Below are 14,325 nucleotides of genomic sequence, written 5' to 3'. Positions count from 1 at the left end.
TTTAACCAGTAGCCTATCCCTCTGATATGACCTATGATTCCATGCTTTAAGGATCTACAATAAAGCCACTTTAAGTAAGACGCTTTGCTTTACTTAAATTTTTATAATTGGTTAAATATCAAACTTCTACGATAAAAGAGAAAAGTAATGAAGACAAGTTATAAGTATTTACTGTTGGCAGCGGCCTTTAGCTTAGCTGCTTGTCAGCAAGAGTCAGAAGATACCAAGTCTAGTAAAGAGACGGTTAAACAAGAACAAGCTGTCGACAAGGGCGAAGTGAAAGGCGCTGAAGCTAAACACACGGAAACCACGCGTGTAGATGAGCATTCTTACGGAAACCTTGATGAAGTCGAGCTTAAGCATTTAGATTTAGAGTTAAATGTTAACTTCGAGGCGAGGTCGCTTGAAGGGTTCGTCGACATTACTTTTGATCGTTTAAAAGACGGTGTGTCTACTTTAGTTTTAGACACCAGAGATATCGATATTCAGAAAGCTCAGTATATGACCGACGCGGGTTGGGTCGATACTGAATTTGACTTGGCTGACAAAAATCCTGTACTAGGTTCAAAGTTAACCGTTGAGCTAGACGATAACACGACTAAAGCACGTGTTTATTACCGCACTCAGCCGCAAGCAAGCGGCTTACAGTGGTTAACGCCTGAGCAAACAGCTGGCAAAAAACACCCGTTCGTTTACAGCCAGGCGCAAGCCATTCATGCGCGTAGCTTTATTCCTATTCAAGATTCGCCAGCGGTTCGCGTAACTTACAAGGCAAACCTGAAAACGCCGAAAGATTTATTGGCTGTGATGAGCGCTTTCAACGAGCCTGATACTGAGCTTGATGGTGACTATCATTTCGAAATGCCACAGGCTATCCCTCCATATCTGATCGCGCTTGGCGTTGGTAACCTTGAGTTTAAAGCGATGAGCGACAGAACCGGTGTTTATGCTGAGCCAGGTTTACTCGATGCTTCAGTGGCTGAATTCAACGACACTGAAGAGATGGTTAAGGTTACTGAAGAAATGTTTGGCCCTTATCGTTGGGGGCGTTATGATTTATTAATCTTACCACCTAGCTTCCCATTCGGTGGTATGGAAAATCCGCGTTTATCATTTATTACGCCAACGGTTATCGCTGGCGATAAAAGTTTAGTTAACCTAATCGCACACGAACTAGCGCACTCATGGTCCGGTAACCTTGTGACTAACGCTACATGGCGTGACTTCTGGTTAAACGAAGGTTTCACCAGCTATGTTGAAAACCGCATCATGGAAGAGCTGTACGGTAAGAAGCGTGCCACTATGGAGCGTGCGCTTGATGTACAAGGTTTGCGCCAAGAGGTTGAAGCTTTACCGAAGGGCGACACTATCTTAAACGTTAATCTAGATGGTCGTGATCCTGATGATGCTTTCTCAGGTGTTCCTTACACTAAAGGTCAAATGTTCCTGACTTACCTTGAAAATAAGTTTGGCCGCGAAGTTTTTGATGAGTTCTTGGTGGAGTATTTCAATAGTCACGCGTTCCAAAGCTTAACCACAGAAGAGTTTAAAAAGTATTTAAATGAAAACCTTCTGGAAAAGCACCCTGGTGTTGTGAGCATGGACGAGATTAACGTTTGGATCCATGAGCCAATGCTTCCAGAAATGATGCCAAACCCAACCTCTGACGCTTTTACTACTATCGACTCAAAAACGAAAGCATGGCTAGGCGGCGAAACACAGTTGTCTGAAATGGGCTCTGCTGAGTGGACTGTTCACGAGTGGCTGCACTTTATTAATAATTTGCCGGAAGATTTAAAGCTAGAGCAAATGAAGCAGCTAGACCAAGCGTTTAGTTTGACGGATTCTACCAACAATGAAATTGCTCATGCTTGGTTAATGTTGGCAGTTAAAACTAACTATGATGTAGTGATGCCACGCCTAGAAACATATTTAGTTTCAATTGGCCGTCGCAAGCTTATCGTTCCTTTGTATCGTGAGCTAATGAACACGGACGAAGGCGCTAAGTTCGCAAAACGTGTTTATAAAGTTGCACGTCCTGGCTACCATCCTTTAGCACAAGGAACGATTGATGAAATCGTAGGTAAGTAAGGTTTAAGCGATGTTCAAAAAGGCTTTCTTAGGAAGGCCTTTTTTTATATCTGATGAATTTAGCCTTGACCGTTATAGCTGACATTTGGACTTGCCAATTTATCGCAGGAGTTTAGTATAGTATCCTTCTTTGAACACAAGGGGATTTTAATGAAAATAAAAATGGTTAAAGGATTTGTTGCTCTTGCCTCAGCAGCGCTTATGATGGTTGCTTGCACTAGTACTGAAAGGGCGGGCACGAAGCAAGGAATGACAAGCGACGTTAAAGAGCAAAAGGATAGTTCCAGTTTCGCCATCCCCTACGATAAATACACACTGGATAACGGTTTAAAAGTTATTCTCCATCAAGATAAATCAGATCCAATTGTTGCTATTGCAACTATTTTCCATGTGGGCTCCAGTAGTGAAGAACTTGGTAAAACAGGCTTTGCTCATTTCTTTGAGCACATGGCTTTCAACAACTCTGAGAACGTACCTTTAGGCGCAAATCGTAAAATGATTGGTGAACTAGGTGGCACTCGTAATGGCGGTACTTGGAACGATGGCACTATTTATTATGAAGTTGTGCCGAAGGATGCTTTTGAAAAGCTGCTTTGGATCGATTCAGATCGAATGGGCTATATGATTAACACTGTAACTAAAGACGCGCTAGAACGTGAGAAACAGGTGGTTAAAAACGAAAAACGTCAAAGAGTTGATAATAGACCCTATGGCCACACTGGCGGTGTTATATCGAGTCACTTATACCCAAAAGATCATCCTTATAACTGGCCAGTTATTGGTAGCCTTGAGGATTTGCAAAACGCGAGTCTTGAAGACGTAAAAGAATTCTATGCGAAATACTATGGTCCAAATAATGCGACCCTAGTAATTGCTGGTGATATTGATATTGAAGAAACCAAGCGATTAGTTAAGAAATGGTTTGGTGAAATCAAGAAAGGGCAGCCAGTTGAAAAGCTAGAGCCTCGTCCTGTAACGCTCGAGAAAACTATTTCATTATCGCATGAGGACAACTTTGCTAAGCTCCCTGAGCTGCGTTTAGTGTTCCCAACCATCGAAGAGTATCACAAAGACTCTTATGCCTTGGATGCGCTAGGCGAGATTCTATCTCGTGGTAAGCGAGCGCCGTTGTATAAGGTTATCGTTGAAGACAAAAAGTTAGCACCTAGCGTCAGCGCGTATAATAGCTCTAGAGAAATCGCAGGAGAGTTTACTATTCGTGTTCGAGCTAATGCTGGTGTGGATCTTGATGATGTCAAAGTTGCTATCGAAGAAGCTTTGCAAAAATTTGAAAAAGAAGGTTTTTCAGATAAAGACTTACAGCGAATCAAAGTACGCCAAGAAACTCAGTTTTATAACAGTATTTCAAGCGTCCTCAATAAAGCCTTTAATTTAGCGACCTATAACGAGTACGCGGGGTCACCGGATTATTTACAAAAAGATATAGCTTCGATTAAGGCTGTTACTAAAGACGATATCTTAGCTGCATACGACAAATATATTAAAAATCATCACTATGTGATGACCAGCTTTGTGCCTAAAGGGCAAATTGAGCTTGCTGTGGAAGGGGCGCAAGACGCCGGTGTTGTTGAAGAAGAAATTGTACAAGGTGCGGAAGAAGAGGTTGTGTTATCTGACACCGAAGACTTCCCACGAACGCCTTCAAGTTTCCCACGCACTGAGCCACCACTTGGTGAAGCGCCACTGTTGACACCGCCTACGGTGTGGCGAGACGAGCTCGCCAATGGCTTAAAAGTATTAGGTATTGAGCATAACGAGTTGCCGCTAGTGCAATTTAGCTTAGACATTGATGGTGGGCATTACTTGGATCAGCCTGATAAATCGGGCGTGGCTTATATACTGGCTGAGCTTATGATGGAAGGAACTCAGCGTAAGACCGCTGAAGAGCTGGAGGATGCGATCGGTCTGATAGGCGCAGATATTTATATCTCTGCCGACGATGAGTCGATGACCATTAGTGCTAACACTTTGAGTCGTAACTACAAGCAAACACTAGCCCTAGTTGAAGAAATGCTGTTAGAGCCTCGTTTTGATGAGGAAGAATTTGAGCGTATTAAAAAACGACTTTTGACTTACCTGAAGCAACGGGAAGGGGACGCCCAGTCCGTAGCTTCAGTGGTTAGCCGTAAGTTACTCTATGGTGATGGCCATATCTTAGCAACTCCAATAAGTGGCACCAGTGAAACCGTCTCCAGGATCACATTGGACGACGTTAAAGACTTTTACTATAAAAACGTCTCACCAAGTGTGGCTGCTTACCACATCGTCGGTGACGTTAATCAAAATACCGTATTAGAGGCTCTTGCGTCGTTAGAGCGCTCGTGGAAAGCAAAGGATGTTACTTGGCCTAGCTATGAGACAAAAGGTACCGATAGCGAGCCACAGCTGTATTTCATTGATATCCCAAATGCTAAACAGTCTGTCATAGCGGCAGGACAGTTAGTTTTCCCTGGCGGGCATGAAGACTACAATAATTTGGTCTATGCCAATAACCGTCTTGGTTCAGGTTCCAGTGCGCGCTTGTTCCAATTGTTGAGAATTCAAAAAGGTTACACCTATGGTGCTTACTCTTATGTTTCTCGCCGCAAATCCATGAGCAGTTTTAGGGCTCAAACTAGCGTTCGCGCGAATGTTACTAAAGAGTCACTGGAGCTCTTGATTAATGAAATTGAGCGTTATAAAGATAGCTTCACACAAGAAGACTTAGAAACTACTAAAAATATTATTTTGAAGCGTCAAACACTTGAGTTTGAAACTCTGAGTAATATGCTGGGGATATTATCCAATATCAGTAGTTATGATTTGCCTCTAAATTATTTGCAGTTAGAGCAGGACGAACTAACAGAGCTAACGCTGACAGACTTCAAGCAAACCATTGAGACGTACATGAGCCCCGAAAAAATGGATTACTTGATTGTAGGTGATGCTAAGACCCAGCTAAAACGCTTAGAAGAGCTAGAAATGGGCAAACCAATCGTATTGGATATTCATGGCAATATCCTTTTAGGAAAGCAACTGTAGAGGATATTGATATGGCATTTTTAGAGCCACTGGATAAAGATTTACACCCTGATTTAGCCGAAGATTTTGCTATTTTCGAGAAAATCTTAGGCTTTGTTCCTAATAGTTTACTGACGATGCAGCGTCGTCCAGAAATCGTCAAAGGCTTTGGTGTTTTAACCAAAGCCGTGATGGCGGAAGACGGCGAGGTTGATTTAGGCTTTAAGAGGCTTCTGGCTCATTTCGCCAGTCGAGCCGCAGGCTGTCAATATTGTGAGGCACATTCGCTAGTAGCCGCTCAGATCCATGGCATTAGCGAAGAAAAGCTAGAGGCCATTTGGGACTATCAAACAAGTCCGCTCTATTCAGACGCTGAGCGTGTAGCGCTTGATTATGCGCTAGCCGCTGGCTCTGTACCTAACGATGTCGATCAGCCCCTCATGGATCGAATGCAGAACCATTGGAGCGATGACCAAATCGTAGAAATCCTTGGAGCTATTTGTCTCTACGGTTTCTTAAATCGCTGGAATGACTCTATGGCTACCGAATTAGAGGAAGTTCCAACCCAGATGGGTGAAAAAGTGTTAAAGCAGGGTGGCTGGGACGGCAAGCGCCATAAATAAACTGTCTAACGGTAGACCTTGCCTTTATAAATAATTTGGCCACCATCACGGCGTCCTTGTGGGTCGTGATGGGTCCAATGTATCACGCCTCCCTTACTGTTCCACTCATACTGACCTGTGACTTTAATCCACTCACCCGCTTTTATAGATTTAACTCGTGGTGCTAAATCAGTGTTGTGTGTTACTAGAACTGTTAAATTGTTATCAAGCTTTATAATAAAGCGCTGATGACGAGGAGGATGAAGGTCGTCCCGTAAGACCTTGGTTATTTTAGCGTTAATGGTAATCATTTTTCCTGAGACCTTTTTATCAAAATAGCCCTGAAGGGTTTTGTGTGCATTCGAGTTTTGTTCCTCTGAGTGATTGAGTTCTCCTTTATGGCTGTCGCCAATCCCTCCGAGGCTTCCTTCTGCTAGATAAAAAACTACTGCCAGAATAGCTAAAAAAAGCACTGCAAGACGTTTGTTTTTTGGATGAGTCAATGTGGGGCCTTTTGTTTACACTCTATGGGCATTACTCGATTATGAGTTAATCTAATCCGAGAGCACAACAAAATGTTTAATGTTCTATTAAAAATCACGCTAAATGCTTGAGTTTTTAGATTAAATGAGTAAGTATTTGTGATTAGGAGGCTGATTGAACTCAGTCAAGTTAACAAAGTGAGGTAATAAGAATGGCGGGAAAATTCGTAATTTCAAAGGGTAATGATGGTAAAAGCTACTTTGTTTTAAAAGCTGGAAACGGTGAAGTGATTTTACAAAGTCAGGGTTACTCTTCTCAATCAGCTTGTGAAAATGGCATTGAATCAGTTCGAAAGAATTCTCAAGATGAAGGACGGTTTGAAAAGAAAACAGCAAAAGATGGCCGCTTTTATTTCGGCTTAAATGCTACAAACGGTCAGCAAATTGGTAAAAGCCAAATGTATAAGTCAGAAAGTGGCCGCAATAACGGTATCAGCTCTGTGGCGCGTAATGCACCTGATGCAAAAGTTGTTGAAGAATAGTCGCTCTCGAGTTATTTGCCTGTAAAGAAAGCCCCGTCTGATACGGGGCTTTTTATTTCTATCAATACAGCTCTGGAATAGTTCACTCCATTAGTGGTTATTGCCACTTTTCGAAGTTAAGTAATCCATGACTGAAAATAGTAATCCAGAAATTACGAATACACCGTGAATAAACAACTTCCATTGCACAATTTCGAGGCTAATGGTGCTGTCGTTATCAAGCTGCATGTAAGTTCTTAGTAGGTCAATACCCGATATTGCTACGATTGAGCTGATGAGCTTAACTTTTAACGTAGAGAATCCTACTTTACCCATCCAGCCGGGCTTGTCTTCGTGATTTGAGATATCAAGTTTTGAAACAAAACTCTCATACCCACTAAAGATTATGATAATCAACAGGTTAGCAAGTAATGTCATATCGACTAACGCCAGTATCCCGAGAATAGTGTCTGTCTCACTAAGCGTCTTAAAATGGGTTAGTAAATGCCATAATTCTCTGGCAAAACCACTAAGAAGTACGAAAATAGAACAAATAAGGCCTATAAAGAAAGGCGCTAGCACCCATCGGCTATTGAAAATTCCAGCTTCGACTATGTGTTCAATCTTTTTCATTTAATTCCTAGTTTCAATTTATTTAAAATTCAGAATATTGTAATTTAAAAACAGTCTCTGTAAATGTTTTATTCATAAATTATGTAACTATTTATATTGTAACTGAAGTTAAATGGCCAGGGAGCTAATGTCGCAGAGTGCTCTTGTAAAGATTCTAAAGTAACTCGCTTGAACTCCTTCCAAATGCCCTCATTAATAGCCATAATAGAAATGTAAAGCCATTAACCGGCAAGTATTAGCCAAATATGAGTAACGAAGAGAAATTTAACGAAGATAAAGATCAAGGATTGGCGGTTGCGGAAGCAAGACCGAAACTAAAAAAACCGCCAATGTATAAGGTTATGATCTTAAATGACGATTATACGCCGATGGACTTCGTCATTGAGGTGTTGCGTAAGTTTTTTTCCATGGATCAGGAGAAAGCTACCCGAGTTATGCTTCAAGTACATAACGAGGGGCAGGGTGTGTGTGGTATTTATACGCCTGATATTGCTGAAACTAAAGTAGTTCAGGTCAATGAGTTTTCACGTTCAAACGAACATCCGCTGTTGTGCGTGATGGAACCTGAAGACGCGTAAAGCCGCACCCATTAACTCGGCAATGAGCCATTATGGCTTCTAAGTAGAGGTTTATATGCTTGATAAAGAATTAGAGCAGTCGCTAAATAAAGCATTTCATCGAGCTCGTGAATATCGTCACGAATTCATAACTATTGAACATTTGATGTTGGCATTGTTGGATAACAAAGATGCTATCGAAGTGCTGAAAGCTTGTTCAGTAGACTTATCAACGCTACGTGAAGATTTGGAAAACTTTATCGGTAAAACAACACCGCAGTTTTCTGAAGATAATGAAGACTATGAAATTCAGCCAACTATCGGCTTTCAGCGTGTTTTGCAGCGAGCCGTGTTTCATGTTCAGTCATCTGGCAAAGAATCGGTCAGTGGGGCTAATGTCTTAGTTGCCATGTTTAGTGAGCCTGAGTCACAGGCGGTGTACTTATTGTCAAAACAAGACGTTTCCAGGCTCGATGTGGTTAATTTCATTTCTCACGGTGTTGCTGAAGATGATTTTGAGTCCACAGAAATAGAAGATGAAGTTCAACCCGAGGACGCTCCTGAGGCTAAGCCTTTGGACCAATATGCCATTAACCTTAATAAAATGGCGGAAGAGGGTAAGATTGATCCCTTAATCGGTAGAACGCACGAAGTTGAAAGAGTGGTTCAAATCTTATGCCGCAGACGTAAGAATAACCCGTTACTTGTTGGTGATGCCGGGGTCGGTAAAACCGCCATCGCTGAAGGTCTCGCAAAGAGGATTGTTGATGGCGAAGTCCCAGAAGTTATCTCTGACGCTGTGGTTCACTCCTTAGATTTAGGAGTGCTGCTCGCTGGGACTAAATATCGAGGTGATTTTGAAAAGCGTTTAAAAGCGGTTTTAGCTCAGCTTAAAAAAGAACGTCACGCGATTCTATTTATCGATGAAATCCATACCATTATTGGAGCTGGTGCCGCTTCGGGGGGCACTATGGATGCCTCAAACTTGATTAAACCTGTACTTGCCAATGGTGAGTTACGCTGCATCGGTTCTACAACTTTCCAAGAGTACCGAGGTATTTTTGAGAAAGACCATGCTTTAGCTAGACGCTTCCAGAAAGTCGATATCAACGAGCCGAGTGTTAAAGAAACGGTTTCTATCCTGGAAGGCCTGAAAGAACGTTACGAGCAACATCATCAGGTTAAGTACACGGCTTCGGCTTTGAAAACCGCCGCAGAACTTTCTGCGAAATACATTAATGATCGTCAATTACCTGACAAAGCCATTGATGTCATTGATGAAGCTGGTGCACGTCAAAGAATTCAGTCCGAAGAAAACCGTAAGAAAGTCATCGAGTCTGTGGATATTGAGCAAGTTATTGCAAAAATTGCTCGAATTCCTGAAAAAACAGTGTCTTCCTCAGATAAGAAGCTGTTACAGAACTTAGATCGAAACCTGAAAATGGTGGTCTTTGGTCAAGATAAAGCCATTGATACTTTGTCTGAGGCTATTAAGCTGTCTCGAGCTGGATTGGGACAGGAGGGCCGCCCTGTAGGTTCATTCCTATTTGCAGGCCCGACAGGGGTTGGTAAAACAGAGGTCACAAAACAACTGGCGAAACTAATGGGCGTAGAATTGATTCGCTTCGATATGTCGGAATATATGGAGCGACATACAGTTTCAAGGCTCATTGGCGCACCTCCTGGCTATGTTGGCTATGACAAAGGTGGCTTGTTAACTGAGTCTGTGAATAAAAATCCTCATGCCGTTGTGTTACTTGATGAGATTGAAAAAGCTCACCCTGATGTCTTTAACTTGTTATTACAGGTTATGGATCACGGTACTTTGACCGATAACAACGGTCGTAGGGCTGACTTCCGCAATGTGGTGTTAGTGATGACCAGTAACGCTGGAGCGCAGGATTTAGTTAAGCAGACGATTGGCTTCAAAGATCAAGATTTATCGCGTAACAGTGAAGAAGCGATCAATAAAACCTTCTCTCCTGAGTTCAGAAACAGACTCGATGCGACGGTTTGGTTTAATGCGCTACCGAAGAAGGTGATTTTATCTATCGTTGATAAATTCCTTACCGAAGTTCAAGGTCAACTTGATGCGAAGCAGGTCAATCTTCATGTTGACGATGATGCCCGTGAGTGGTTTGCCGAACATGGCTACGATGTGAATATGGGGGCTCGACCTATGGCTCGCTTGATTAGCGATAAAGTACGAAAACCTTTGGCTAATGAAATTCTATTTGGTGAATTGGTTGACGGTGGCGATGTATATGTCTCGCTAAAAGGTAAGGCACTTGATATTCGTATAGAGCCTCTTCAAAAGAGAATAGCCCAGAGCGAAGAAGCAGAATAGTCGTATTTCGCCCCAACTTAAGGCTAGGTCTAACAAAAAAGGTGTTACTGATTTCAGTAACACCTTTTTTATGTTCAACGACAAGTTGTTAATTAACGCGAACGGAAGGTGATTCTACCTTTTGATAGATCATAAGGGCTGATTTCTACTGTCACTTTATCGCCAGTCAAAATACGGATGTAGTTCTTACGCATTTTGCCTGAAATGTGAGCAGTAACAACGTGACCATTTTCAAGTTCTACTCGAAACATGGTATTTGGTAGGGTGTCCAGAACTTTACCTTCTAGTTCAATTACGTCTTCTTTTGCCATTCGGCCTCTCTCTCCTGTGGAATACAATTAACAAGATGTCTAAAAATTGGGCGTATAATGCACTATTTGGCGCACAATCGCAAAAATATTTTAACACTTTTTGATAAGGCGGTATCTCTAAAGTGCATAAAATTATGAGCTATTCGTTATTTTTGGGTTTATTCACGAATTAATTTTACTTATCAATGGCTTAAGGCACAAAATGATAGATAAGCTTGTCATACAGTGGAATAAGCGAATTTTTGATTTAGCGATTAGGCGACGACAATTTATGAAATTTGCTTCTGATGAGCTAGGGAATCTTTGTTTAAGGTGTTTTTTCGATGCTAGTTTTTTAGAAACGAATATTTAATGGTCTTATTTACTCTCTAGTATCTAACTTGAGCCAGCGTTTATCTTTGAAAACTTGAGCCGGTCCATACTTAATTTTATAGTCCATCTTTTGGCATCCTTTTACATAATAACCTAGGTAACAATACGGCAAGTTCATGGCTTTGCAGAACTCGATAGACTTTAAAATGACAAAAACACCAAGGCTTTTGTAGTTAGTTGAGGTATCGAAAAAAGAATAAACCGCAGATAGTCCGTCATCTAGTACATCAAGGCATATCACGGCGATCAAGCGCCCCTTATCCCTTACTCTTAGTAACACCGTATCGCACCAGTCAGAAAACAAAAAATCAGAGTATTGTTGTTTCGAAGGAGGGTACATATCGCCATCCTTATGGCGCTTGCTTATGTATTGCTGATAGAGCTCATAATCCTCTGCATAGCAGTCTGCAGTTTCGAGGGATACTTCAAAGTGGTTGTTATTTTTTAACACTCGACGCTGACTTTTCGATGGCTTGAATTTCTCAACAATTACTCGGTATGCCCAGCATGCAGAGCACCCCTGACAGTGGGGGCGATAAACATGCTCACCACTGCGTCTAAAGCCCTGGCGGCTTAATTCAGAATATAAATCGTTATTCAATAGCAAGCTTGGATCTGCAAATACAGATACTGCTATTTTGTTCTCTAGGTATCCGCAGGCATGCTCAGGGCCCTTGAATAACCGAATGTGTTGTGTTGGTTTTTCCTTTTGAGTCATAGTGTTAGGTTACTACTCTCAACTAACATTTTCCACAAACTTTAGCGCCAATCTACGAGTTGTTTTGGTTGCCAGAGGCCGCTTGGCTGTTGCCAGTCTGAGTGCTTATCTAGTAACTCTAAAAAGTTTTCTCTAGTGATATCCACAGCGCCCATGCTGTATAGGTGCGGATTGCCAACCTGGCTATCGAGCAAGATAAAATCATTTTTAAGAAGATAGTTTGTAAGATAGATTAGCGCGAATTTTGAAGCGTTTTTTGCGTGACTAAACATCGACTCGCCAAAGAAAAAGCGACCTAAACTCACGCCATATAAACCACCTACTAACTCATCGTCATTCCAAACTTCAATAGAGTGAGCGACACTTTGTGAATGCAGCTCTTGGTAGGCGCTTTTCATTTCAGGTAAAATCCATGTTTCAGGCTCCTTGGCTCTTGGCGCAGCACATCCATCAACGACAGCTTCAAAGTTTTTATTGATAGTAATTTTATAGGGTGATTTATTTAACTCACGTTTCATCGAACGTGAAATATGAATGCCATCTAACAAAAACACACAACGTGGATCCGGTGACCACCACAAAATCGGCTCGCCTTCACAAAACCACGGGAAGATGCCACTTTTATAAGCTTCGATTAACCGTTCAACGGATAAGTCGCCACCAACCGCGAGTAAACCGTTGGGGCTTTCTTGAGCCAGGTTGGCAGGCGGAAATATAGGCGATTGATCTAATAAAAATATATCGTTGCTCATGAAGTTTGTTTTTAGCGTTGATTGGTTTTAATGCTGACTATAGTAGCTAACTTATCCACTAAAGTAATCTTCTCGGTGCTTACAATCACTGCCTTGAAGTGCTTAAAGCTGTTTACCTAGGTTACTTTATTTGGATAATATCGCTCCAGCGACTGGTGTAGTGAGGCGAGCGAGCATTAGCACGCATGGCCCATCGCTTTTCAAAACCGAGACTACCAAACTTGATTGTATCCTTACCGTATTTTGAGTTAATGGTATCGAGGCTTTCCATAAGTTCTGGGCGCTGCTTTGAGTTATTAAAGATATCAGACTGATAACCGTTGCTAGGCACTATGCCATAAAGAGTGATCCCCGCTTTTTTGTAGGTCTGATGGCTTTGAAATATGTTGTCCAGCCCCTGATTAACGGCTTGCAAAAATAAACCCGTATCGTCGCTAGGCTCGACTAAAGATAAATTTGTGCTGAGTTGTTGTCTGTCTTTTGTATATAGGTGGACTTCGATATTACTTGCTAGAGACTGCTGCTGACGCAGTTTTTCACAGCACCGAGTGGTGTGGTAAGCCAATGCTTCCTTGAGATCTGCCTTATTACTAATAGGAGTGCCGAATGAACGCGAGTTCAAAATCGACTGCTTGGCAACGGGGTGTTGGTTAAGCTCAAGGCAGGGCTGGCCTCGCAACTCGAGAATGGTGCGTTCCATGTTGACGGAAAACATGCGTTGTAGGGTTTTATAGTCTGCGTTATGCAATTGCCAAGCATTGCTGATTCCCTGAAACCTCAGCTTTTGCGCAAGGCGCCGACCAATCCCCCAGATATCTTCAACCTCGAGGTGCTGAAGTGCCCATTTGCGATGATGAACATTCCGTAAATCTACGACTCCTGTGCTGGATTTTTTATGTTTCTTAGCATAGTAGTTGGCGACCTTTGCCAGAGTTTTAGTAGGGCCAAGCCCAATACAGACTGGCAGCGACAAGCATTGCAGTAGCGTTTTTCGTAATTTCTGGCTGCGTTCGATGAGGTCCTCTTCAAAACCTTGAAATAAAAGGAATGACTCATCCACAGAGTAAGGCGCAACGTGATCTGTAAAACGTTGCAGTATCTGGTTAAAGCGCTGGGAGATATTGCCATATAAGCCATAGTTTGAAGAGAACCAAGTAATATTATGCTTTTCTATTAAGGGCTTTATCTGAAAGTAGGGCGCCCCCATCTTTATGCCAATGGATTTGCAGTAGTCACACATGGCTATAGCACAACCATCGTTGTTGCTGAGCACTAAAACAGGCTTGCCTATTAAGTCCGGGCGAAATAGCCGTTCACAGGCGACGTAAAAACTATTTACGTCGCATAAGGCGTAGGTTGCTTCATGCTTTGGAAGCATTAACGGAAATTCCTTGCTAAACCAGTGACCACGCCCCAGATAACCAGCTCATGCTCTCCTGTAATTGGGATATCGGCATAATTGGGATTTTCAGCTTTTAAACATAAGCCATCTCGGGTTTTTAGACGCTTAACCGTAAACTCATTATCAAGTAGCGCTACCACGATATCGTTTTCTTTTGCGGATACTGAACGATCGACAATTAGTATGTCACTCTGAAAAATCCCAGCCCCCGTCATCGAATCCCCCTCAACACGAGCAAAGAAGGTCGTTTCAGGGTGCTTTATCAAAAGCTGATCAAGACTTAGGGTGTCTTCCATGTGCTCGTCAACAACGCCTGGAAAGCCTGCTGAAACACGTCCCGAATAAAAAGGAAGTGAAGAATGACTGCTGCCTGGCGTGAAAATGGAAACTTTACTCATACTGCATCCGGAGGACAAGAAGGCGAAAACAAATGGAGCTTATAGATTACCATAATTGAAAGTTACGACATAACTCCACGATAATAAAATAGGCTCGAATACAGTTGTTGTTAAAATA

General features: G+C 42.2%; 13 protein-coding genes. 6 read left to right on the top strand and 7 right to left on the bottom strand.

The genetic code is table 11. The features are described from left to right. Positions 1–147 precede the first annotated feature (147 nt). From ABD128_RS10310 to ABD128_RS10300, 3 genes are all read left to right on the top strand, one after another. Positions 148–2,091, top strand: a complete 1,944-nt coding sequence (locus ABD128_RS10310; RefSeq protein WP_343989887.1) for a M1 family metallopeptidase — start codon at positions 148–150, stop codon at positions 2,089–2,091. A 150-nt stretch (positions 2,092–2,241) separates the two neighbouring features. After that, on the top strand, positions 2,242–5,133 hold the full coding sequence (locus ABD128_RS10305) for a M16 family metallopeptidase (RefSeq protein ID WP_343989884.1): 2,892 nt from the start codon (positions 2,242–2,244) through the stop codon (positions 5,131–5,133). 11 nt (positions 5,134–5,144) lie between these two features. Next, complete coding sequence (locus ABD128_RS10300) at positions 5,145–5,735, top strand: carboxymuconolactone decarboxylase family protein (RefSeq protein ID WP_343989882.1); 591 nt, start codon at positions 5,145–5,147, stop codon at positions 5,733–5,735. Between the two features lie 5 nt (positions 5,736–5,740). Here the strand turns inward: ABD128_RS10300 and ABD128_RS10295 are convergent, their stop codons facing one another. After that, positions 5,741–6,217 (bottom strand): DUF3465 domain-containing protein, encoded by a 477-nt coding sequence (locus ABD128_RS10295; protein WP_343989879.1) that lies wholly within the window; start codon positions 6,215–6,217, stop codon positions 5,741–5,743. A 191-nt stretch (positions 6,218–6,408) separates the two neighbouring features. Between ABD128_RS10295 and ABD128_RS10290 the strand changes: the two genes are divergently transcribed. Continuing rightward, positions 6,409–6,738, top strand: coding sequence for a YegP family protein (locus ABD128_RS10290; protein WP_343989876.1), 330 nt, complete (start codon positions 6,409–6,411; stop codon positions 6,736–6,738). A gap of 90 nt (positions 6,739–6,828) precedes the next feature. Here ABD128_RS10290 and ABD128_RS10285 read toward each other — a convergent pair whose 3' ends face one another. Then, complete coding sequence (locus ABD128_RS10285; RefSeq protein ID WP_343989873.1) at positions 6,829–7,350, bottom strand: TIGR00645 family protein; 522 nt, start codon at positions 7,348–7,350, stop codon at positions 6,829–6,831. Positions 7,351–7,595: 245 nt separating this feature from the next. On the opposite strand from ABD128_RS10285, the gene clpS reads away from it, so the two are divergent. Together clpS and clpA are read left to right on the top strand one after the other, a co-directional pair. Then, positions 7,596–7,928, top strand: coding sequence for an ATP-dependent Clp protease adapter ClpS (gene clpS / locus ABD128_RS10280; protein WP_343989870.1), 333 nt, complete (start codon positions 7,596–7,598; stop codon positions 7,926–7,928). 55 nt (positions 7,929–7,983) lie between these two features. Then, positions 7,984–10,254, top strand: a complete 2,271-nt coding sequence (gene clpA / locus ABD128_RS10275; RefSeq protein ID WP_343989867.1) for an ATP-dependent Clp protease ATP-binding subunit ClpA — start codon at positions 7,984–7,986, stop codon at positions 10,252–10,254. A gap of 92 nt (positions 10,255–10,346) precedes the next feature. Here the strand turns inward: clpA and infA are convergent, their stop codons facing one another. The 5 genes from infA to ABD128_RS10250 form a co-directional block, all read right to left on the bottom strand. After that, positions 10,347–10,565, bottom strand: a complete 219-nt coding sequence (gene infA, locus ABD128_RS10270; protein WP_110201583.1) for a translation initiation factor IF-1 — start codon at positions 10,563–10,565, stop codon at positions 10,347–10,349. 361 nt (positions 10,566–10,926) lie between these two features. Then, positions 10,927–11,655, bottom strand: a complete 729-nt coding sequence (locus ABD128_RS10265) for an arginyltransferase (protein ID WP_343989864.1) — start codon at positions 11,653–11,655, stop codon at positions 10,927–10,929. Between the two features lie 41 nt (positions 11,656–11,696). Beyond that, positions 11,697–12,407, bottom strand: coding sequence for a leucyl/phenylalanyl-tRNA--protein transferase (gene aat / locus ABD128_RS10260; protein WP_343989861.1), 711 nt, complete (start codon positions 12,405–12,407; stop codon positions 11,697–11,699). A gap of 121 nt (positions 12,408–12,528) precedes the next feature. Next, a complete protein-coding gene (locus ABD128_RS10255) occupies positions 12,529–13,785 on the bottom strand; it encodes a Y-family DNA polymerase (RefSeq protein ID WP_343989858.1) in 1,257 nt (418 codons plus the stop codon). Further along, positions 13,785–14,207, bottom strand: a complete 423-nt coding sequence (locus tag ABD128_RS10250; protein ID WP_343989855.1) for a LexA family protein — start codon at positions 14,205–14,207, stop codon at positions 13,785–13,787. Before ABD128_RS10250 ends, ABD128_RS10255 begins: the two co-directional genes overlap by 1 nt. Between the last annotated feature and the right edge of the window lie 118 nt (positions 14,208–14,325).

The organism is Kangiella japonica (assembly GCF_039523535.1).
Taxonomy (GTDB): Bacteria; Pseudomonadota; Gammaproteobacteria; order Enterobacterales; family Kangiellaceae; genus Kangiella; species Kangiella japonica.
Note: the sequence above shows the minus strand (reverse complement) of the source record. Positions and strands in the feature narration are given on the sequence as shown.